This is a genomic window from Candidatus Methylospira mobilis (assembly GCF_009498235.1).
GTDB classification, from domain to species: domain Bacteria; phylum Pseudomonadota; class Gammaproteobacteria; order Methylococcales; family Methylococcaceae; genus Methylospira; species Methylospira mobilis.
Genome location: NZ_CP044205.1, coordinates 1,658,616 through 1,679,766, shown reverse-complemented (window position 1 = coordinate 1,679,766; position 21,151 = coordinate 1,658,616). Strand labels below are relative to the sequence as shown.

At 56.3% G+C, this 21,151-nt stretch carries 18 protein-coding genes and 1 pseudogene; 12 read left to right on the top strand and 7 right to left on the bottom strand.

The genetic code is table 11. The features are described 5' to 3' along the window. Positions 1 to 3 precede the first annotated feature (3 nt). The 5 genes from aroK to F6R98_RS07405 all read left to right on the top strand — a co-directional run bounded on the left by aroK (position 4) and on the right by F6R98_RS07405 (position 6,022). Positions 4 to 540: a shikimate kinase AroK gene (gene aroK, locus F6R98_RS07425; protein WP_153248467.1), complete on the top strand. Its 537-nt coding sequence runs from the start codon at positions 4 to 6 to the stop codon at positions 538 to 540. Next, positions 537 to 1,622, top strand: a complete 1,086-nt coding sequence (aroB, locus tag F6R98_RS07420) for a 3-dehydroquinate synthase (protein WP_153248466.1) — start codon at positions 537 to 539, stop codon at positions 1,620 to 1,622. The genes aroK and aroB overlap by 4 nt, the downstream gene beginning before the upstream one ends. A 22-nt stretch (positions 1,623 to 1,644) precedes the next feature. Beyond that, positions 1,645 to 2,709: a uroporphyrinogen decarboxylase gene (gene hemE, locus F6R98_RS07415; RefSeq protein ID WP_153248465.1), complete on the top strand. Its 1,065-nt coding sequence runs from the start codon at positions 1,645 to 1,647 to the stop codon at positions 2,707 to 2,709. A gap of 3 nt (positions 2,710 to 2,712) precedes the next feature. Then, entirely contained in the window at positions 2,713 to 3,258 is a 546-nt protein-coding gene (locus tag F6R98_RS07410; protein WP_153248464.1) for an NUDIX domain-containing protein, read from the top strand. Positions 3,259 to 3,958: 700 nt separating this feature from the next. Further along, the gene (locus tag F6R98_RS07405; RefSeq protein ID WP_153248463.1) at positions 3,959 to 6,022 is read left to right on the top strand and encodes a Vps62-related protein; all 2,064 of its coding nucleotides are present in this window, start codon (positions 3,959 to 3,961) and stop codon (positions 6,020 to 6,022) included. A gap of 378 nt (positions 6,023 to 6,400) precedes the next feature. Here the strand turns inward: F6R98_RS07405 and F6R98_RS21955 are convergent. From F6R98_RS21955 to F6R98_RS07370, 7 genes and pseudogenes are all read right to left on the bottom strand, one after another. Next, positions 6,401 to 6,655 (bottom strand): annotated as a pseudogene (locus tag F6R98_RS21955) (IS91 family transposase); the annotation flags it as partial. A 401-nt stretch (positions 6,656 to 7,056) separates the two neighbouring features. Further along, a complete protein-coding gene (gene glgX / locus F6R98_RS07395) occupies positions 7,057 to 9,168 on the bottom strand; it encodes a glycogen debranching protein GlgX (protein WP_153248461.1) in 2,112 nt (703 codons plus the stop codon). A gap of 236 nt (positions 9,169 to 9,404) precedes the next feature. Then, positions 9,405 to 10,721, bottom strand: coding sequence for a metallophosphoesterase family protein (locus F6R98_RS07390; RefSeq protein ID WP_153248460.1), 1,317 nt, complete (start codon positions 10,719 to 10,721; stop codon positions 9,405 to 9,407). 13 nt (positions 10,722 to 10,734) lie between these two features. After that, positions 10,735 to 11,175 (bottom strand): universal stress protein, encoded by a 441-nt coding sequence (locus F6R98_RS07385; RefSeq protein WP_153248459.1) that lies wholly within the window; start codon positions 11,173 to 11,175, stop codon positions 10,735 to 10,737. A 9-nt stretch (positions 11,176 to 11,184) separates the two neighbouring features. Continuing rightward, entirely contained in the window at positions 11,185 to 11,688 is a 504-nt protein-coding gene (locus tag F6R98_RS07380; RefSeq protein ID WP_153248458.1) for a hypothetical protein, read from the bottom strand. A gap of 23 nt (positions 11,689 to 11,711) precedes the next feature. Then, positions 11,712 to 13,616 (bottom strand): ATP-binding cassette domain-containing protein, encoded by a 1,905-nt coding sequence (locus tag F6R98_RS07375; protein ID WP_153248457.1) that lies wholly within the window; start codon positions 13,614 to 13,616, stop codon positions 11,712 to 11,714. Between the two features lie 21 nt (positions 13,617 to 13,637). Further along, complete coding sequence (locus tag F6R98_RS07370) at positions 13,638 to 14,159, bottom strand: YcxB family protein (protein WP_153248456.1); 522 nt, start codon at positions 14,157 to 14,159, stop codon at positions 13,638 to 13,640. A 131-nt stretch (positions 14,160 to 14,290) separates the two neighbouring features. Here F6R98_RS07370 and F6R98_RS07365 point away from each other — a divergent pair, with 131 nt between their 5' ends. The 7 genes from F6R98_RS07365 to F6R98_RS07335 all read left to right on the top strand — a co-directional run bounded on the left by F6R98_RS07365 (position 14,291) and on the right by F6R98_RS07335 (position 20,811). Further along, the gene (locus tag F6R98_RS07365; protein WP_153248455.1) at positions 14,291 to 14,623 is read left to right on the top strand and encodes a c-type cytochrome; all 333 of its coding nucleotides are present in this window, start codon (positions 14,291 to 14,293) and stop codon (positions 14,621 to 14,623) included. Beyond that, positions 14,620 to 15,894, top strand: a complete 1,275-nt coding sequence (locus F6R98_RS07360) for an NAD(P)/FAD-dependent oxidoreductase (protein WP_153248454.1) — start codon at positions 14,620 to 14,622, stop codon at positions 15,892 to 15,894. The genes F6R98_RS07365 and F6R98_RS07360 overlap by 4 nt, the downstream gene beginning before the upstream one ends. A 276-nt stretch (positions 15,895 to 16,170) precedes the next feature. Beyond that, the gene (locus F6R98_RS07355) at positions 16,171 to 16,677 is read left to right on the top strand and encodes a methyltransferase family protein (protein ID WP_153248453.1); all 507 of its coding nucleotides are present in this window, start codon (positions 16,171 to 16,173) and stop codon (positions 16,675 to 16,677) included. A gap of 39 nt (positions 16,678 to 16,716) precedes the next feature. Continuing rightward, the gene (locus F6R98_RS07350) at positions 16,717 to 16,956 is read left to right on the top strand and encodes an acyl carrier protein (RefSeq protein WP_153248452.1); all 240 of its coding nucleotides are present in this window, start codon (positions 16,717 to 16,719) and stop codon (positions 16,954 to 16,956) included. Next, positions 16,929 to 18,257 carry a hypothetical protein gene (locus F6R98_RS07345; protein WP_228125153.1) on the top strand — a complete coding sequence of 443 codons (1,329 nt, stop codon included), beginning with the start codon at positions 16,929 to 16,931 and terminating at the stop codon, positions 18,255 to 18,257. The genes F6R98_RS07350 and F6R98_RS07345 overlap by 28 nt, the downstream gene beginning before the upstream one ends. A 5-nt stretch (positions 18,258 to 18,262) precedes the next feature. Then, on the top strand, positions 18,263 to 19,696 hold the full coding sequence (locus tag F6R98_RS07340) for an AMP-binding protein (protein ID WP_153248451.1): 1,434 nt from the start codon (positions 18,263 to 18,265) through the stop codon (positions 19,694 to 19,696). Next, a complete protein-coding gene (locus F6R98_RS07335; RefSeq protein ID WP_153248450.1) occupies positions 19,696 to 20,811 on the top strand; it encodes an acyl-CoA dehydrogenase family protein in 1,116 nt (371 codons plus the stop codon). Before F6R98_RS07340 ends, F6R98_RS07335 begins: the two co-directional genes overlap by 1 nt. Positions 20,812 to 21,151: the final 340 nt, after the last annotated feature.

The window sequence follows — 21,151 nt, the reverse complement described above, 5'->3', positions numbered from 1 at the left end:
TTCATGAAACACAACGGCAATATTTTTCTGGTTGGTCCCATGGGTGCGGGCAAAACCACAATAGGACGCCAGCTTGCCAAGTCTTTGGGCATCGCCTTTTTCGACAGCGACAAGGAAATAGAACGTAAAACCGGCGTCAGTATCCCGATGATCTTCGATTACGAAGGCGAACCGGGGTTTAGAAAGCGCGAGTCCGAAGTGCTGGACGAAATTACCCTGCAAAGCCCGATTATTCTGGCCACCGGCGGCGGAGCCATTATTCAGCAGGCCAATCAGGCCTGTCTCCGAGAAAGGGGGTTTGTCGTTTACCTGCAGTGCAATGTCGATACCCAGTTGAGCCGGACGCGTAAAGACAGCAACCGCCCATTACTGAAAACGGAAAACCCGCGAGCGCGTCTCGAAGAACTGTACCGCTATCGCGACCCCATTTACCGCGATCTGGCCGACTTTACAGTCGATACCGGACGTTATTCCAGCCGTGCCGCGATACACCGTATCCTCGCGGCATTTAACCAATTCAGCCCTGAACCGCGCCCATGAAAACACTCAACGTCAACCTGGGAGACAAACGCAGCTATCCCATACATATCGGGTCCGACCTGCTCGATGGCAGCGATCTGTTATCGCCTTTTCTGAGCAAACAGGTCATGATCGTCAGCAACACGACGGTTGCGCCGCTATATATCGATCGCGTCAAATCGCAGCTGGGCGAGCGCATAGTCAATACGATCATCCTCCCCGATGGAGAAGCCTATAAAACCATGGACTCGGCGATGCAGGTTTTCGATACGCTGCTGGCCAACCAATATAGCCGCAACGCCACGCTGATTGCGCTGGGAGGAGGCGTCATCGGCGATCTGGCCGGATTCGCCGCCGCCTGCTATCAGCGCGGGCTGCCCTTTATCCAGGTCCCGACCACGCTGCTGGCCCAGGTCGATTCCTCGGTTGGCGGCAAAACCGCCGTAAACCATCCGCGCGGCAAGAACATGATCGGCGCATTTCACCAGCCGCGTTACGTACTGATAGACACGTCCGTGCTCAAAACCCTGCCGGATCGGGAGCTTTACGCCGGCATTGCCGAAATCATCAAATACGGTTTGATCCGCGATCTGCCGTTCTTCGAGTGGCTGGAAGCCAACATGGAGCGGCTGCTGCAACGCGACGAAGAAGCGCTTGCCTATGCGGTCGAGCGCTCCTGCATCAATAAGGCCGAAGTCGTCGGCGAAGACGAACTGGAGACCGGCGTACGCGCCGCCCTCAACCTCGGACACACCTTCGGCCACGCCATCGAAACTGCGATGGGATACGGCGTCTGTCTGCATGGCGAGGCCGTCGCCATCGGCATATGTCAGGCCGCTGATTTATCGCGGCGGCTGGGCTGGCTCGGCGACGCCGATGTAGCCCGCATCATCAAATTGATCGAACGCGCGCGTCTGCCGACCACTCCGCCGCAAACCGTGGACACGGACGCGTTCATCGAGCATATGGCCGTTGACAAAAAAAATATCGACGGAAATCTGCGCCTGGTTTTACTGAAGCGCATCGGCGAGGCCACTTTGCCCATACCCGTGGACAGCGCTTTGCTGAAAGCGACGCTCGATTGGTACGGACGCGGCCCATAACTCAAAACGCATAATTACACTCATGACACTCACCAACGATTGCTTTATCCGCGCCCTGTTGCGCCAACCCGTCGAACGCACCCCGGTCTGGATGATGCGGCAAGCCGGACGCTATCTCCCCGAATACCGCCGCGTGCGCGAACAGGCCGGCAGCTTCATGCAGCTCTGCACCAATCCGGAACTGGCCTGCGAGGTCGCGCTGCAACCGCTGGAGCGTTTTCCTCTGGATGCCGCGATTCTGTTTTCCGACATACTGACCATACCCGATGCAATGGGCCTGGGGCTCGACTTTTTCGAAGGCGAAGGACCGCGCTTCGAGCGCCCGATCGCCAACGCCGCCGATATTCAGCGCCTGCCGATACCCGATCCTGAAACCGAACTGCGTTACGTCGTCGACGCCGTGCGCTTGATAAAACAAAACCTGCGCGGCAAAGCGCCGCTGATAGGCTTCTCCGGCAGCCCATGGACGCTGGCGACCTACATGATAGAAGGCGGGAGCAGCCGCGACTTCCGCAAAGCCAAACGAATGATCTACGATGAGCCTGCTCTGATGCATAAGTTGCTGGATAAACTGGCGACGGCGGTCGGCGCTTATCTGAATGCCCAGATCGCCGCAGGCGCCGATGCGGTGATGTTGTTCGACACTTGGGGCGGAACCCTGACCCCGGAGCAATATCAGGCTTTTTCGCTGGATTATGCGCAACGCATACGCGCGCAACTGACTCGCACCGTCAACGGAAGGTCGATACCGGCCATACTGTTTACCAAGGGCGGAGGGCAGTGGCTGGAAGCGATGGCGGAAAGCGGATACGACGCACTGGGACTGGACTGGACGTTATCCATCGCCGATGCGCGCCGCCGCGTCGGCGGCAGGGTCGCGCTGCAAGGCAATCTCGATCCGGTTGCGCTTTACGCTTCTCCCGAGGTTATCCGCCGCGAAGTGGGCGCAATACTTGCCGGATTCGGCAACGGCACAGGGCATGTGTTCAACCTGGGACACGGCGTACACCCGGACATCGACCCGGAACATGTAGGCGCGATGATAGCCGCTGTGCATGAACTCAGCCCCCAATACCATCGGGAGTAAACCATGTCGCAGAAAGCCGCCTGGAAACAGCTCAGCCGCACTCCGATTTACGAAAACCCCTGGATACGGGTGGACGAAGATCAGGTGCGCAACCCGGCAGGCGGCACCAGCCTATACGGCTGCATCCATTTCAAAAACAAGGCGGTCGGCATAATTCCTCTCGACGGACACGGCAACACCTGGCTGGTGGGACAGTACCGTTATGTTCCCGGCGCCTACTTCTGGGAAATACCGATGGGCGGGTCGCCGGAAGGAGAAGATATTCTGGCTGCGGCCAAGCGCGAGTTGCAGGAAGAAACCGGGCTGAGCGCAAAAAATTGGCAAATATTCATGCACTTGCACACCTCCAACTCGGTCACCGACGAAGAGGGCTTCATTTTCATCGCCGAAGACTTGAGCGAAGGAGAAACTTCGTTCGAAGAAACCGAAGATATCACGGTGCGCAAGCTGCCGGTCGAAGAAGCAATACGCATGATCATGGACGGCGAGCTTACCGATGCACTCAGCGTGGCGGCGCTGCTTAAACTGGCGTTGCAAATAAAGTCGTAACTAAACTCGCCGGCCCTCCCCCTTTTCACCATGCTACGCCCGGTAATGCAGGAAAGGGTTGTTAATCCAACTGGCCGGATAATGAATAGGCTCAATACCGGCTACAGCGTGACTTTACCGATTTACGCAAGAATCCTCCGCCTGACCTTCCATACCCGTGATAATCCAATCCGCTTATGGTGCCGACTTTCCTCAGACGCATAAAGCGCATGAAAAACGCAATCATAGCCACAGCGGTGCAAATCATAACCGGCACGCCGAATAAGAGCAACTCAGGGGATAGCGCAACAGACCCGGACCTTGATGGTGATGTCTCAAGGCAAAACCGCTAACCCTCTGGAAATCTATATGGTAAGGTTATATAGTCGGCAAGAGGTCAAGGGCGCTTGTCGGTTACCGTGCAAATCGCGAAGCGAATACCTAACCTCCTCTCCCCTCGGAACGTAGACGGAATTTTGCGAAACATGCTGCGCACCGCCGTAGCCGAACTGCGATGCAACGCAGTCCGTGGGACGCGAAGCGGGCTGGGTGAGGGAAACCGTTCATGGTGCAAGCGTTTTGCATGATAGGGGGCGGCGCTTGTGCCATGAGCGGTTAGGCGCCTTAGCAAACATAGGTAGCATTCAAACCAAAAAGGTTAATAGTCCCCTAGGCCTTCTTGTCCATTGAGGGGGCATAAACGTTACTGGACTTATTTGTTATGACTACGATCACAATTGAAGAAGTAAACTCCATCATTCATCAGTACGGACCCGTTTTTCAAATCCATCCCCAAGAAAAATTCCTTCCCGATGCGCCCATCCCTTTCCTCGCTACGGGGGCCTGCTCATTGAACTGGGGGCTGATATCGGCTGAGGATGACTACGATGCGTTCAACGAAAAAGATTTGGGTAGCGCGAATGTGTCCTCTGGAGAATCGCTGGCCGCCGCTGTGGTTCAGGCCAAGGCGGATCCAAATGCGAAGAGCACGTCGTTCCGCTACTGGCTCAATATCGCTGACAGTCTTGAGCTTGGCGACCTTCAAAGGGCGTCAGCGCAGGTTTGCGTGCAACGCGGGGTCAATGACGATGTCATCAACATCCAGTTTTGGCTCTTTTATGGGTACAACGGCCCTGGCAAAGCTCACATCACCTTCGGCGCGATCATCGATGAGATAGTGTTTTTCAAGGAAAGTGGCAGTCACTACGGGGATTGGGAACACGTGACCCTGGTCGTCGGTCGAGATGCCAGCGCGCCCGGTGGATGGAAGATCACGAAGGTCTACCTCTCCCGGCACGATCTGACCATCTGGGTGCAGGATCCCTCGACGTTAAGCTACCAAGGTCTTCACCCCATCATCTACGTCGCAAGAGACTCCCACGCACACTATGAATCGGCCGGGCAGCATAACTACAAGCGCGTCGCCCACAAAGACTACGTGGTCGGTCACCTGGACGTTGACCTGTTCGACCTGACCGCGGATCAAGGCCCCCAGTTCGATGCCTCGATCGCCGGGCACTTCGACATCGTCTTTTCAGCCTATGATGAACATCACATCACACCTCCGGTGTGGTGGAATTTCGATGCCAGGTGGGGCCAATACACGAAGGAACTCGATACCGTCAACGTTCCCATTCCCATCTATGGTGACTACTCCTACACCTACAAGTCGGTCGAGAGTGGCCCGAAAGGTCCCGCCGGCCACGTTCCGAGTGGTCTTTCCTCCGAATGGACGGGCGCTATGGGCCAGGGCTCGGGAGCCGTCGCTTGGTTGGTCGGCGACTTCAATGGCGATGGCAAAGCCGAGATCGTTCAGGCCTGGGGCGACGAGCTCAATTTCATCATGTACGGCAGTGACGGCTACGGCGGACTCAAGACCCTCTGGACGGGGTCCATGGGCCAGGGTTCGGGCGCTGTCACGTGGTTGGTGGGCGACTTCAATGGCGATGGCAAATCCGAGATCATCCAAGGTTGGGGCGACGACCTCAACTTCATCATGTACGGCAGCGATGGCGCTGGCGGGCTCAAGACTCTCTGGACGGGTGCCATGGGCGAGGGTTCGGGCGCTGTCACGTGGTTGGTCGGCGACTTCAATGGTGATGGCAAGTCGGAGATCGTGCAGGGTTGGGGCGATGACCTCAACTTCATCATGTACGGCAGTGATGGCGCTGGCGGGCTTAAGACCCACTGGACGGGCGCCATGGGCCAGGGCTCGGGCGCGGTCAAATGGTTGGTCGGGGACTTCGATGGAGACGGTCAGGCGGAGATCATCCAAGCATGGGGTGCTGATCTCAACTTTATCGTGTATGACAGCGACGGGGCTGGCGGATTAGCCACCCAATGGACAGGTGCCATGGGCCAGGGTTCGGGCGCTGCCACGTGGTTGGTCGGCGACTTCAACGGAGATGGCAACGCGGAGATCGCTCAGGGCTGGGGCGATGACCTCAACTTTATCGTGTACGGCAATGACGGTGCCAACGCGATGAAGACCCTCTGGACGGGTGCCATGGGCCAGGGTTCGGGCGCTGTCACGTGGTTGGTCGGCGACTTCAATGGTGATGGCAAGTCGGAGATCATCCAAGGTTGGGGCGATGACCTCAACTTCATCATGTACGGCAGTGATGGCGCCGGAGGACTCCAGACCCTCTGGACAGGCGCCATGGGCCAGGGCGCGGGGGCTGTCACGTGGTTGGTCGGCGACTTCAATGGTGATGGCAAGTCGGAGATCGTGCAGGGTTGGGGCGATGACCTCAACTTCATCATGTACAGCAAAACCACTGAATAATCGACAGCGGCGTAGGTTGGATTGCAACTAAAAACGAGGGGTCTTGGCATCACGCATTTCGCCTAACGAGTAAGGTTAGATTGTGATCGCGAAGCGAGCCACAATCTGAACCATTTGTTGGACGAGCCCGGTTGATAGGAGGTTTCTATGGAAATAGCTTTTAGGGCAGTTCGGTTTTCAAGAGCACTCCGTCAACCTTCGCGCCTTTTCATCATTGCCGTTGCGGCAACGCCTTCATTGAACAGGACATTCCCTGTGGATTTGTCCTGGCTTTGACCGTTTTCAGGCCGGCCGACTCCTTCAGCCCCTGAATACAGGGGTGTTAACCGGACGCGCTGGTGGGTGCGATTACATGTACGTCTCCGCTCTTGCTGCCTGTTATTCCGCTCCCTCCGGCGTTGTGAAGCGGTCGAACCCCGGTTTGATGCCGGTGCGCACGATCTTCATTTCGCCGCCACAGCAAGGCCAGCATAGCGCCGGGCGTTTTTTCGGTTCCATCAATACCGGATCGGGTATTCGCTTCAGGAGCAACTGAAGCAGTTTGAACTGCCGTTTGCTGTTGGGATGTAAAAAGCCGAAGTTGCGGGCGCGGTGGAAGCCTTTGGGTAGAGCGTGTTGCAGCACCCACTTAATATTTACTTCAACACCATAGTCCGCTATGTTTTTATCACCCACCCCGCTTAAAACCGGAGCCCACGCCATGACCAATCCCCGACATACCCTTGTTTCCCTCTGGAAGAAACCAACTGATATCACTGCGTCGCCCGCTGCGTGCGGCGAGCGTTTTTGTGCAGTTATGATGCGCATTCCGGCAATCAGAAGCAATAGATACATGGACAGCAGGTATGCCCAAATGAATCGGGGGGCAAACGGCATGACCAGTTCCTGCGGAAAATACGGATGAAACAGATCGCTACGCCGGCTTGTTATCCAGTTGATGCCCGGATATACGGAAAAAAAGACCACGCCAACCCGGAACGCCCAGCTGAGGTAGGTAATAAGCCGTCTATACATGCATCTGTTTACAGGAGCAATTACTTCCGTCCGTCCTGCTGCCCGGATACTATCAGCCCCTCCATAACCACGACGCTCCGGGGCAAAGCCGGATAGTCGGGCTGCTTCCAGAGAACCTGCCGAGCGGGCTCCGGAATATCGTCAGGCGTGTCGAGCGCGGTATCCAGCGCCCGATGCCAGACGCGTCCGGGGACAATAGGTAATTCGACTTTGCAGGGCAGGTGCGACAGGTTGAAGATGATATGCAGGTCGGCTTCCGTATCATGTCTACCGGCGAGCGTATAGGCCAGAAGCCGGCTATCAGGGTCATCCCACTGCGGCGCATGCAGTTGGGCTCCATGCCAGGTCACGTCGGCAATTCCGCGGCCGGCCAGAATTCCGCCGGTCATGAATCTCCGGCGGCGCAGGGAGGGATGGCGCTTGCGGAACGCAATCAGCCGCTGCACGAACTGCAGCATGTTCGCTTGACGTTCGGCCAGATTCCAGTCGAACCAGCTTAGCTCATTATCCTGACAATAGCCGTTATTATTGCCCTTTTGAGTGCGCAGCACTTCGTCGCCGGCCCGCATCATCGGAACGCCCTGGCTCAACATTAAAATAGCAAGCATATTTTTAGCCTGACGTTTCCGCAATGCGAGGATTTCGGTATCCTCGCACTCGCCCTCATAGCCGCAATTCCAGCTGTAATTGTCATTGGTGCCATCCCGGTTATCTTCGCCGTTGGCCTCATTATGCTTGTCGTTATAGCTGACCAGGTCATACAGGGTAAAACCGTCGTGGCAGGTAACGAAGTTGATGCTGCTGGTCGGCAACCGGCCCGTGTGCTGATAAAAGTCGCTGTTTCCGGAAACGCGGGTGGCCAGCTCACCAATCAGACCGCAGTCCCCGCGCACAAAACGCCGGACTACGTCGCGGTAACGGCCGTTCCATTCCCGCCAGCGGAACCCCGGAAACCCGCCCACCTGATAGAGTCCGGCAGCATCCCATGCCTCGGCGATGATGCGGCTTTGCGCCAGCGTATCCGACAGCTCGATAGCCCAAAGCACAGGCGGATCGCGCAACGGATTGCCGTCCATTCCCCGGCACAGCGCGCTTGCCAGATCGAAGCGGAAGCCGTCGACATGAAACTCGTTAACCCAGTAAACAAGAATGTCATGCAGAAAATCGGCGACTATCGGGTGGTTGGCATTGATGGTGTTGCCGCAGCCGGTAAAGTCCCGATAACGGCTACGGTCGAATTTATCCAGATGGTAAAACCCCGCATTGCCCAGCCCTTTCATGTTGATGGTGGGACCGTCGACTCCGCCTTCCGCTGTGTGATTGAATACTACGTCGAGTATGACGCCGATTCCCGCCTGGTGCAGCGCCTTGACCATGTCCTTGAACTCGCGCCGGTGCGTCCCCTGCTCGGGCGTGATGCAGTAACCGGGATGGGGCGAGAAAAAGCTGTGAGGACTGTATCCCCAATAGTTTTTAAGGCCCAGCCGCGCAGCCCCCGGAGGAACGTCCTGCTCGTCGAAGGCCATTACCGGCAGCAACTCGATATCGGTTATGCCAAGCGATTTGAGATAGGGAATTTTCTCGATGACCGCGGAGTAGGTCCCGGGATTGGCGACGTTGGAGGACGCATGACGGGTAAACCCCCGCACGTGAACTTCGTAGATGATGGTGTCTTCGAGCGCATGATTGAGCGGAACATCGCCCTCCCAGTCATAACCCTCATTAACCACCATCGCGCGGTAGGAACATGGGCCGTCGCTGCCGCCTTCGCAGGCAGCCTGACGGTTCCAGAAATGATCGGTAACAGCGCGCGCCCAGGGATCGAGCAATTCCTTATCGGGGTTAAAGCGAAAACCCGAGGTTTTGGTATCGCGCGGACCGTCGAGGCGCCAGGTGTAATTCGTTCCTGACGGCAGTTTTTCCACGTAAACATGCCAGGAGAAAAATGTCTTGTTTTCATCGGGATTGAGCAGGATGATCTGAAAAGGCGCCGGACTGTCCGCGCGCTCGTAAAGCAGCAATTCGGCCCGGGTGGCGTGCCAACCGAAAATGGAGAAATTGACCCCGCCCTGATCCGTGCTTATCCCATTGGGGTAACGCCGTCCCCTTGAAACGCTGTATTGTACCGGCATGTGCGAAAATCTCTTTGTCGACAAAAATGCGTGTCAGTGATACAACCAGGATTACTGGAAGCGCCGATTGACCTTTCAGGCCATTGTGATTAATACAGTCTGTGCATATTCGAATTAATCAGCGCTTCCTTAAAGCTCGTTATACTCATGACCGGCCAACATATTAACCCATGATGTTTAAGCCATTGTGACACTGGACACTCGTAAACGCGGCACAGGAAGGATTTACTATCAGGCTAAGGCAAGACCCTGCGTTCGAGCAGCGTATTCGGACCATAACTGTCGGAAAAGCCCCAAACCTCCATTTTTACAGCACCGCTGCGATGAATTTTGACCGTAGCCCAGGCAAACTGGCGATCCCCTCTCGCCAGCCCCGGACTAGCGGCTGCCGCGTCGAACGGAGAACCGCCCGAGCCGACGATAACCTGATAGGCGGGCGCATAAGCGCGGCCGTTCGCAGGATCGACCGCACCGGGAGGAGACGGAAATTGGGCCGCCTTGTAGATATGCTCATGGCCGCAAAAATAGGTAGCCCTGTGTTTGACAATGACATGCCAGAAAGCATTTCTCGCATCAGCGTCATACATGGCCAGGTCGCCGGTGGGCGGAGTTGCTACCGGAGGCGTTCCGTAGTTATAAAAGTAAGCGGGCTTATGCCCGAACACAAAAAAATGTCTGGCGCCGCGCCCTGCCGCCAAGGTCAGATCGGCATCCAGCCATGCATTGGGCGCATGTCCGTCACGGCCTACCGCATCGGTATTGATAACGGCAAAATGCGAATCGGCTATATCGAAAGAATAACTCAACTGTTTCTGATCGGTACTGACTGCATCCGGATTGGAGCCGGCGTACGGCAGCAGCGTTGCGGGATCGTTGTAAGGATTGTTGCGGCTATCGAAATGCGTAATGCCGCGTAGCGATGACGGAAGCAGCGCATTAAGGCGCTCGGTGTCCAGTATCATGTCGCCCATATTGTCGCGCCATGCGTTTTCGTTCGCCGCCACAGCCGCCTTGGGTACGCCGCTGCAATAACGCGTATTGCTGCACTGCATCTCATGGTTGCCGGGGACCGGCGCGACATAAACGCCCGCATCGTTCAACGAGGCGACAAAGCCTCGCCAATAAGCGTATTCGCGATAAGTTTTTAACAGGTCCGAATTCAATACATCCTGTAGCGACAGCCCGACAGCCGCATCGCTCGCCTGCGGCAACACAGGGTTTCCATAGCCCATGATCATATCGCCGTTAAAAAACAGAATGTTGGCTTTTTGCGCCTTGACGCCTTGCAAAATACGGTTTAGTGCGTGCGTATTTTGCCCCCACAGCACCCCTTCCCGGCTCAAGCCCTCATTGACTGCGGTCGGTGCGGCGTCAGGCGCTACCGCCAATTTAGCGTTTTTGGCTTCGTCATGATCGACGCGCGAATCGCCCACTGTAGAAAATGTCAGCACTACCGGGTCGGTGGCGGCCAACGCATGTCCGGTATACGGCAGGAGAAATATTACGGTAAAAAAAACCGGTTTACGGATTACCATCCAAATAATTCCTGTCATGGATCACCAAATATCAGGTTTTCAATTTAACGGCCAGCACATCGCAGGTGGCGTGATGCAAAACGGAGGTCGCGGTTGATCCGAGCAGCAAGGCAATGCCATGTCTTCCATGAGAACCGAGAACGATCAAATCGGCTTTTGACTCTTCGGCGACGCGTATAATTTCCGATTTCGGGCTGCCGATTTCGACGCGCAAGGCTGTGTCGGGCAAATTCAGGCGTTTGGTTATGGTATGCAGGCGCTTGCGCGCCGCTTGCGCCAACTGTTCCGTCAAGTCGATATCCAAAGGCAGGACGGAACCGTAAACCGGCTCGCTCAACGGAATGTATTCAACCACGTGCAGGACGGTTAAATCGGCCTGGTAAAGTTCGGTCAAACTTTGCGCGCGATCGACCACCACTTTCAAATGATCCGCGAAATCGACCGCCAGCAGGATTTTCCGGTAAGTTTTCATAATAACCTCCTATGAGGAAGACGAGTCGCCGAACAGTAATTGCAATATCTGAAAACTCAACAGAGTATAAACCATCGCTACGGCATAACCCACCCACCATGAGCGGGACAGGGCGTGACGAAAAATATGAGCCATGACCGCGAGATGCCATACCATCAGCATGACCAGCAAATACCCACCACCCCGTTCCGGGCCGGACGACAGGGAAATCATCACCGGGAAAGCAATCATGCTGATCAACGCGTCGACTCCCAGCAAGGCGCTCAGCGTCTGCAATACGCGCTCGCCATAACCGGCAAACTTCAACGTAACAACCACAAAGCCGGCCAGCATGACTGCATCCAACGCTACCTGCAGCGTGGCGCGCAGCAGGCTTTCTTCCATCAGCAACATTACTTCGCCTATCAACAGATAGGCCAGCATGCAGAGACCCAGCATCAACTGGGACGCGGGTACATCCTGTGGCCCTTTCCGGAACAGGACAATATCTACAAAGAGTTTGATTAAAGCCACGGTCGTTACCTGATTACAAGGTTTCAAGCATCCTGCAATGCCGTTTGAGCATTGTCAAGTTTCTCGCCGGCTTCAAGCCAGCGGTTTTCCGCATCCTGGAGCTGACTGTCGATTTCGTTCTTTTTATGTACGATCCGCTGCATGCGCTCCCTGTTCTCCGATAGATAAAGCGCGGGATCGGCCAGCTCGGTTTCCAGCTCGGAACGGGTTTGCGTCAGTTTTTCCACCTCACGCTCCGCGCGATCCACTACCTGTTGCAACGCCCGCAACTGCTGGCGCTGCCCGGCGTCGGGCTTGCGCTGATCGCGCCGTGCCGGGTCCGTTTTTTTGGCTGATGCCGCGCTGTCCTGCATCGCGCGCCGATGCTCGGCCAATACGCGGCGATAATCGTCCAGATCGCCGTCGAAGGGCTGCAAACGGTGATCGACTACCCACCAGAACTGGTCCGCTACGCTGCGCAACAGATAACGGTCGTGAGAAACCAACACCAGCGCTCCTTCGAAATCCTGCAGCGCGCGATTCAACGCGTCGCGCATTTCCAGATCGAGATGGTTGGTCGGCTCGTCCAGCAGCAATAGATTCGGACGCTGATAAATCAGCAGCGCCAGGGCCAGACGCGCCTTTTCGCCTCCGGAAAAAGGCGCGATCGAGGCCAGGGCCTGATCGCCCTGAAAATTGAACCCGCCCAGAAAATTGCGCAATTCCTTTTCGGTCGCAGCAGGATTCAAACGCTGCACATGCCAGAGCGGACTTTCATCCAGACTGAGCTGTTCGATCTGGTGCTGGGCAAAATAACCGATGCGTAAATCCTGGGCGGCAACCCGTTTTCCTTGCTGAATGTCGAGTACGCCGGCCATGGCTTTGATCAAGGTTGATTTGCCCGCGCCGTTGGCGCCCAGCAAGCCGATGCGGTCGCCCGGGGACAGCGTGAAACTGACGCCGTCCAGTTGCATCCGCGCTCCGTATCCGGCGCCGACCTGATCGAAACGCAATAACGGACGCGGCAGCTTCGAGGGCGGCAGCAAATGAAAATCGAACGGAGAGTCCGCCTCCGCCTGCGCAATGAGCTCCATGCGCGCCAGAGCCTTCAACCGGCTCTGCGCCTGCCGCGCCTTGGTGGCCTGGGCGCGGAAGCGCTCGACGTAGGATTGTATATGCGCGATTTCGCGCTGCTGCTTTTCCCTGGCCGATTGCTGCTGCGACAGCAATTCCGCGCGCCGGAGTTCGAACGCGCTGTAGTTCCCGGTGATCAGCGTCGCCTTGCGATTTTCGATATGTATGATGTGATCGCATACTTCATCGAGAAAATCGCGGTCATGTGAAATCAGCACCAATGTCCCGGCATAGGCAAGCAGCCAGTCCTGCAGCCAGATCACCGCATCGATATCCAGATGGTTGGTCGGCTCGTCCAGCAACAGGATATCGGAACGGCACATCAGCGCCTGCGCCAGATTCAAGCGCATGCGCCAGCCGCCGGAAAACTCGCTGACGCTGCGCAGTTCGTCGCCCGGAGCAAACCCCAGCCCATGCAGCAGCCGCGCGGCGCGGGCATTGGCGGTATAACCGCCTATCGCCTCGTAGTGGCTTTGCAGATGCGCATAAGCCAGACCGTCCTGCCCGGGATCGATCACCTCCATGCGCTGCTGAACGTCGCGCAATTCATGATCGCCATCCAGCACGTACTCCTGCGCGGCGCGACTGTCCGGCGGCGTTTCCTGAGCCACATGCGCGATCACCTGATGCGGGGGCAAGTCCAGCGTGCCGGTATCCGGCTGCAGAGCCCCTAGAAACAGCCCGAACAGACTGGATTTGCCGACGCCGTTGGCGCCGGTCAGCCCTACTTTTTGCCCGTCGTGCACCGTCAGGCTGACATTTTCCAGCAGGGATTTCACGCCGCGCCGTAGCGACAGCTCATTCAAACGTATCATGATCTCAACCCGGCAACGAGATCAGGACGCCTTTTCAATGTAGGCGTCCGCCGAGCGCACAAACTGCTGCAGATCGCCGCGCGTCAATGTTTCCCGAGGCACAATAACAGCGCTATCGACGTCGGTGAAAATAAAGGCGTAACGGGGAGTCAGCTCTATGCGCAGAAGTTCGCGCCAGGGTAGTTTCGATTGCACGCCGCCACGCAGCTCCACCAAGCCTTCCGGGGTAATACGCAATGTCGTTGCGCCGCACACTACCGCTTTCATTTCAGCCGTGAATCGCCCTTGTATCTGCTTGCGCCAGCTCCAGCGAAAATAGTACGGAACAGCAATCGCCCATATCAGTCCCGCACCGCCGACATAAAGCGCGGAAGCAAGATCCTTATAGTAAAAATAGATGCTTAATGCGGTAATAACGATAAGCGCAGGCACCGTTGCCCGATGCATGCGCAAAATCTTTTTAACGGCGCTGGAACCGTTCAGCTGGTACTCGTTAAAAGCCACCAAATCCTGCTCACGTACTTCATATTCAATTTCAGACATTTCCTGCTCCACGACCCAAACGAAAAAGGCCTGATCAACTGAAGACCGGCCTGTATAAAACCGGTGACTAGTATACGCAATTCTGTTTCAATTAGTCTTCGCCATTAGACTGAACGCTGCGGTAACACAACATGAGCGACATTGAAACGAAACATTTGCTGTTTTGCAGCGTGCTGCTGTTGCCGGTACTCGCAGGCGCAGCAACTCAGGAAAGCGTTCATGCCCCCGCTGACGCCGCGGCACTGACGCTCGCCTGCAGCGGTTGTCACGGAACACAAACCGGGGTGTCCGGTTTACCACGTCTTGACGGCATGGAAGCACCGGTTTTTATACAAAGGATGATCGATTTCAAAAGCGGAAAACGCGTCTCATCAATCATGAACCGGATTGCGCGCGGCTACGATGAATCCGAGCTGCAAAAAATGGCTGACTACCTAAGCCGCCAAGCGCCCGTATCGCCATGACCCGGAAACTGAACCGCCGCGGATTCCTGAAGCTGGGCGCGCTGTTAGGACTGAGCGCGTGCAGCGCCTCGCCTGCGAAGCAAGCCGCAACAAGCAAAGCACGCGTCGTAGTCGTTGGCGGCGGCTATGGCGGCGCGACAACAGCACGATATATCCGCCTGCTCGATCCCGGCATCAGGGTCACCTTGGTGGAACCGAATCCGCGTAATCTGTCCTGTCCCGGATCGAACGAAGTTCTGGCCGGATGGCGCAAACTCGACGATTTGGCAATCGATTACGCGCATCTGCGGCAGAATGCCGAAATCGAAGTCGTAACGGCGCAAGCCGCGCGCATCGACAACAAAAACCGCGTTTTGGCGCTTAAGGACGGCGGCAAACTGCATTACGACAGACTGGTGGTCGCACCCGGTATCGATTTTCGCTGGGATGCGATAGCGGGCTACGACTTTGCCGCCAGCCAACGCGTGGCGCACGCGTGGAAAGCCGGGCCGCAAACCATGCTGCTGCGCAACCAGTTACGCGCCATGCCGGACGGCGGCGTGGTGATGCTGACCGTTCCCGCCGCCCCCTACCGTTGCCCGCCCGGCCCTTACGAACGCGCGTCGCTGATCGCCAACTATCTGCAGCGCTGCAAACCGCGCTCGAAAATTATTATCCTCGACGCGAAAACCCAATTCTCCAAACAGGCGTTATTTTTCGAAGGCTGGAAAACGCTGTATCCCGGCATGATCGAATGGCTGCCGTCCGAAAGTGAAGGCCTGATCGAGCAAGTTAACGTCGATACGCTCACAGTTACCACGCACTTCAATGAACATCGCGCCGACGTGCTGAACGTGATACCCCCGCAAAAAGCCGGGAGTTTCGCCGAAGAAAACGGACTGAGCGATGCAGGCGGCTGGTGTCCTGTCGATTTCGACAGCTTCGAATCGACTTTACTGCCTAGGGTTCATGTCATCGGCGACGCCTGCATCGCTTATCCGATGCCGAAATCGGCTTTTTCAGCCAACTCCCAGGCCAAAATCTGCGCGCTCGCCATCGTCAACCTGCTGAACGAGCGCACGCCGTCGCCTCCGTCGCTGATCAACCATTGCTACAGCTTTCTGGCGCCCGATTACGCAATATCAATCACCGGCGTTTATGCGCGCACCACCGCCGATAAACGCCTGATCGCAACAACCACCGGCGAAACGCCGATGAATGCGGACCATGCGCAGGAAGCGCATCTCGCCAAAAACTGGCAGGAGCACATCCGGAAAGACAGTTTCGGATAAGACAATAACTCCGTTGATTTACGAACCGCCCCCTACCGGGGTTTGCGTTGGGGTTCCTGTCGTTCACCCCAACCTACCGTACTTGTATAATCAGCCATGTCTGTGATAACGTATCCCGCAGTATGCTCATATCTTTGATAAGACTGGATTTTAGACGCTTCTATTTTATCATTATAGGGGCAGGTTAGTTTTTTCTGCCGTTCCTGCAACTAATTTCCGCTCGCTTTTATGCGCTTTGCAAGCCCCTCAATAGTAAACAGTATATAGGTTGTATACATGCTTCTGGTCACTAAAATACTGCTGTTTACGGCGCTGATCCCTGGAATGGTTACTGTTTTTGTGCCCTATCAGCTCATCACCTTCACGTGGAAAACTAGTCCCGCCCCGCAAGCGGCGCTTGCGCTACCCGCCATGGTGATTATGCTCGCGGGCATCGCCGGCTACTGCCTTTGCGTAAGGGAATTTGCCGTGCAAGGCGCCGGCACTCCTGCGCCTATTGACGCGCCGGAAAAGCTCGTGCTGACCGGATTATATCGGCGGACGCGTAATCCCATGTTTTTAAGTATTTTGCTTATACTGTTGGCGGAAAACCTGTTTTTTCAACAGGGTGTGTTGCTTGTCTACACGGGAGGCGTCGGACTGGCGCTCCATCTTTTGGTTTTGCTGTATGAAGAACCCGTACTTCGTGCACGGTTTGGCCCCGCCTATACAGCTTACTGCGACGCGGTTCCGCGTTGGGGCATGACGGCGCTGCCTTTTACAGCCGACTTACGCCATGATTAATTAAAATCCATCCACTTTTCCGTTTGAGACCTCCGGCACATGAAAGATAAACTGAAAAGTTTTATTTTCTCCGAAATCATCCATCACGATAATCCTGACGTTTTCAGCGACGGCGACGACTTGCTGGAAGCCGGCCTGGACAGCATGGGATTGATGCGGCTGATCATGTTCGCGGAAAAAACCTTTGCGGTAACCTTGCCGGATACGGAGATAGAACCCGACAATGTCCGTACGCTGAACGCACTGGAACTATGGATAACAAAATCCCGGCTCAACTGAAAGACGCTACGGTTCCTGTCCGATTCAATCCCGCAGATTATTTCACTTTCGTACTGGATCAGGAAATCCGTAACGCCGGCATGCCGGGCGGCTATTGCGGATTTGTACTGGAATTGGACTCGGTGCCGGACCTGCTGCTTTTACAACAGCGGCTGGATATTTTATCCGCACATTTTCCGCAAGCCACTGCCCGCATGGAACGGCGCGGCAACCATTACGCCTGGGTCGCTACGACGCGCCGCTTGCAGCTGGAGTGCGAGCCATGCCCTCCGAACGAGGACGCCGCCTCTTTTTGCCGGCAACGCGCGCTGGAAATCATCAATCGCCCCGCCTCCATGGATACGACTCAACCGCTCAGTTTTCACTGGCTGGAACAAGAAAAAGGCGGTGCGCTCATGCTCTGCTGGATGCATCCGTTGCTTGATGCGCGCGGAGGACAGATGCTGCTGAACTTCCTGAACCGCGGCAACCCGGACGCGCTGCAGAACTCGTCCTCACTGGTTCTGCAAAAATTATCGAGTTGGGGCTTGTCGAAAACGATACGGCTGATGTTCAAGGCCATACGCCACAATGCGCGCGCCAACAGCCTCGACAGCAGTCTCCCCACCACGATGGAGCAAGGCGCGCAAACCTTGCGCCTGCGCGTGCGCCGCTACAGCCCGGAGCAATCCGCGGTAATTTTCCGCCTGGCCTTACGTCATACCGGTCTTGCCGGCAAATCGCTATACACCATAGGCTGCTTTATGCGCGCCATGGAATTGGCCGGCCCGCCTGTCCCCAAAGCCGGCTATTGCATCCCCTATGCGTTCAACTTGAGAAAACAGAACGCCTCGACGCCGCTATTCGGCAACCATATAGGTTGTCTGTTCGCTCAGGCAACGCGCGAACAAGCGCGGAACAGAAGCGAACTGTTTCAGCATTTGCTGGATCAATACCGGCAGACAGTACGCCAGGAACTCGACTTCGCCTATCTTCCGCTGATGTGGCTGGGGCAATATCTTTCTCCTCGCCGCTACGCCCGGCAACTGCGCAAACAACACAGCGGTGGCGAGCTGAGTTCGTGCTGGTTTTCCGATCTTGGCGAGGTTCGTTTCGAAAATACCGCGTTCCTGACAGCGGCAGTCAAGAGCATGTTTCATTTGAGCTGGGTTACGCTCCCTCCCGGACTGGCTCTGCTGACCGGACAGATAAACGGACAGGTCGTCCTATCCTACAACTACCTGCACCCCGCAATCGACGAAAACAGGATGGAACGGCTCATGACCCTCATGGATGCGGAACTATTGGGCGAATCGGCATAATCGCTATGCTGTTGACGCCCTGGCTGTATCAATGCATGGTCCGGCCCGACGCCATCGCTTTGGCGGAAAACGACAAGCAAATCACCTATGCGACCCTACTGGAACGGGCGTATGCGATAGCAGCGGCTTTACAGGCCATGGGCGTCCGGCCCGGTCAGCGCGCAGCCATACAGATGGAACGAGGAATTGCCGCGGCGGCCGCCTTGTTCGGCGCACTGCTTGCCGGCGTCTGCTATGTTCCGCTGGATATTAAAAATCCGCCGGAACGGCGCGCTTTTATCATCAAGGATGCCGGTGCTGCGGTGGTATTGGGCTCGGGCGATCAGCCACAGGACCTTGCGGAAGGAACGCCATGGTTTAACATCGATCTCTGTCCGCCTGCCCAGCCGTTCGACGTCAAAATCCTCGAATCCGACCTGGCAATGATACTTTACACGTCCGGCTCAACCGGCCATCCCAAAGGCGTGGCGCTAAGCCACGGCGCAGTTGCGGCTTTTGCGGCCTGGGCGGCCGGCCTGGTAAAATTATGCCCCTGCGACCGCATCGCAAGCAGCGCGCCGTTCTTCTTCGATTTATCCACTTTCGATCTGTATGCAGTCCTTGGCCGTGGCGCCAGCCTGCACTTCGTCCCTTCGAATTTCTTTCTGGCGCCGGCACGTCTCGGAGCCTGGCTGCAGGAACAAAAAATCAGCGGCTGGTATACCGTTCCATCCCTGCTGTCGTTTCTAGCCTACAAAGGGAATTTGACCAAAAAACCGCCGGATTTCCGTTTTCTGCTGTTCGCCGGAGAAATCTTTCCTACGCCTGACTTACTGCGATTGGCGAACGCCCTGCCCCATACGGCGCTATATAATCTGTTTGGCCCCACAGAAACCAACGTTTGCTGCTGCTGGCCGGTGGAGCGCAGCCTTCTTGATCCGCTTTCGGCTATCCCTATCGGCCTGCCTGCCTGCGGGGCCGTGCTGGAAATAGAGCCCGGCAACGGCGAATTATGGGTGCGTGGACCCGCGCTGCTAAGCGGCTATTGGAGCGAAGGACGTTTGCATAATGCGCTGAACAGCGCCGGCTGGTACCCGACAGGAGACCGGGTGAGCAGAAACGAACGCGGCGAATATAGCTTTCATGGCCGTTTGGGGCGTATGCTCAAGTGCTCGGGATACCGCATAGAACCGGCAGAAATCGAAACCGTTCTGTGCGGACTGGACGGGGTAGCCGCCTGCGCGGTAGTCGGCTTGCATGCGTCTGCAACCGGACAGCACCCTGCAGCCGCTCTGGTTCTTGAACAACCGCTGACGCTCCATGAGGTACGCAAGCATGTTCAACGACAATTGCCGTCTTATATGCAGCCCTACCGTTATCTGGTGCTGGACATGCTGCCGCGCCTCAGCAACGGCAAGGTGGATTATTTACAGATATGCACACTGCTGGAGAACGATTAATGAGCGCTGAAAACCCTGCCAAGCCCGATCTGCCGGCCGCTCCTTTCAGCGGCTCATACCGCGAAGCGGATTTACTGTCCCGCTTCCACGCCGCGGCTTCCAGCGGAATTTTACGCCACGCCCTGCCGGAAGCTTACGGCGGGTACGGCGACGGTTTCGGCAAACTCTGCGAAATTCACCGCCAACTCGGGACGGCCAGTCGCGACACCGGCTTGGTTTTGGCAATCAACGCGCATCTTTGGGGCGCGGTCTTCCCCATACTCCACCACGGTAACACAGCGCAGCGCGAACGCTTATTGCCGCAACTGATCCATGGTGAACTGCTGGCCGGACACGCCATTACAGAACCGGACTGCGGTTCCGACGTGCAGGCAATGACCTGCCGCGCCGATCCGGTCGCGGATGGGTTTCTGCTAAGCGGCAGCAAGTCCTATATCACCAACATTCCGATGGCGGACTGGCTGGTGGTATACGCAAAACTGAACGGCCAAATAACGGCATTCCTGGTTTCCAGCAACGACCCTGGATGCCGCAGCTCCGGTGTAGGCGCTTTGCAAACCTGCCGCGGCAGCAGCACAGGCAACCTGACACTGGACGCCTGCCCGATCGGCAAGGACCGCCTTCTGGGAAAACCCGGCTCCGGCGCCATGATCATGCAGAGGGCGCTGGAACTCGAACGCGCTTTCGTGTTCGCCGGAATCTCCGGCATCATGGACTGGCAACTACAGCAAACTGTGGCATACAGCCGCACGCGCCGCTCCGGCGACGTTCACCTTGGCAAACATCAGGCCATTGCCCATCGGCTGGCGGAAATGAAATTACGGCTTGATACGGTGGATTTGTGGCTGCGCGAATGCGCACGCCTATGCGATGCCGGACAACGCCTGACCCTCGCCGCAGCCCAGACCAAACTGTACGCCGCCGAAGCATTTTTGCAATCCAGCCTTGATGCCGTGCAGATTATGGGCGCTTCGGGGTTGATCGCAGAAAACGGGCTGGCCGGCCTGGTGCAGGATGCACTCGGCGGACGATTGTTTTCCGGCAGCTCGGAAATCCAGAAAAACATCATAGCCGCGCTTTTGGGCAGCGGCGATGGCTACCGGCGGAAGATGTGAATTCGGATACATTAAAAATGACTTGTTCGAGAATTCCTCGCCGAAAATAGCCATAACGCCTTTTCCCGCGGGTTCGTTACGCCGCGCGACAAAAAACTCTACCTGCACTGACGATCGTTGCAGCGCTTTTCCATCCCGCTCCTGCAACAAAAAACCGTCAACCAAAAACAACCGGCCACTTCAAACGCCGGAGACAAACTTCCCGCGTACAATAATTACATTTATATTATAAATTAATATTATTTTTATAATAAATATAACACCAAAAGACCGACAATATGTAATGGTTTAATAAGCCCGGACACTTCTAAAAACAGATTTTATACTGTCAGCAGAGGTG

Bases quoted from the DNA above. Each gene is read 5' to 3' on its own strand.
- aroK (WP_153248467.1), top strand. From the start codon at position 4: ATGAAACACAACGGCAATATTTTTCTGGTTGGTCCCATGGGTGCGGGC.
- aroB (WP_153248466.1), top strand. From the start codon at position 537: ATGAAAACACTCAACGTCAACCTGGGAGACAAACGCAGCTATCCCATA.
- hemE (WP_153248465.1), top strand. From the start codon at position 1,645: ATGACACTCACCAACGATTGCTTTATCCGCGCCCTGTTGCGCCAACCC.
- F6R98_RS07410 (WP_153248464.1), top strand. From the start codon at position 2,713: ATGTCGCAGAAAGCCGCCTGGAAACAGCTCAGCCGCACTCCGATTTAC.
- F6R98_RS07405 (WP_153248463.1), top strand. From the start codon at position 3,959: ATGACTACGATCACAATTGAAGAAGTAAACTCCATCATTCATCAGTAC.
- glgX (WP_153248461.1), bottom strand. From the start codon at position 9,168: ATGCCGGTACAATACAGCGTTTCAAGGGGACGGCGTTACCCCAATGGG.
- F6R98_RS07390 (WP_153248460.1), bottom strand. From the start codon at position 10,721: ATGACAGGAATTATTTGGATGGTAATCCGTAAACCGGTTTTTTTTACC.
- F6R98_RS07385 (WP_153248459.1), bottom strand. From the start codon at position 11,175: ATGAAAACTTACCGGAAAATCCTGCTGGCGGTCGATTTCGCGGATCAT.
- F6R98_RS07375 (WP_153248457.1), bottom strand. From the start codon at position 13,616: ATGATACGTTTGAATGAGCTGTCGCTACGGCGCGGCGTGAAATCCCTG.
- F6R98_RS07370 (WP_153248456.1), bottom strand. From the start codon at position 14,159: ATGTCTGAAATTGAATATGAAGTACGTGAGCAGGATTTGGTGGCTTTT.
- F6R98_RS07365 (WP_153248455.1), top strand. From the start codon at position 14,291: ATGAGCGACATTGAAACGAAACATTTGCTGTTTTGCAGCGTGCTGCTG.
- F6R98_RS07360 (WP_153248454.1), top strand. From the start codon at position 14,620: ATGACCCGGAAACTGAACCGCCGCGGATTCCTGAAGCTGGGCGCGCTG.
- F6R98_RS07355 (WP_153248453.1), top strand. From the start codon at position 16,171: ATGCTTCTGGTCACTAAAATACTGCTGTTTACGGCGCTGATCCCTGGA.
- F6R98_RS07350 (WP_153248452.1), top strand. From the start codon at position 16,717: ATGAAAGATAAACTGAAAAGTTTTATTTTCTCCGAAATCATCCATCAC.
- F6R98_RS07345 (WP_228125153.1), top strand. From the start codon at position 16,929: ATGGATAACAAAATCCCGGCTCAACTGAAAGACGCTACGGTTCCTGTC.
- F6R98_RS07340 (WP_153248451.1), top strand. From the start codon at position 18,263: ATGCTGTTGACGCCCTGGCTGTATCAATGCATGGTCCGGCCCGACGCC.
- F6R98_RS07335 (WP_153248450.1), top strand. From the start codon at position 19,696: ATGAGCGCTGAAAACCCTGCCAAGCCCGATCTGCCGGCCGCTCCTTTC.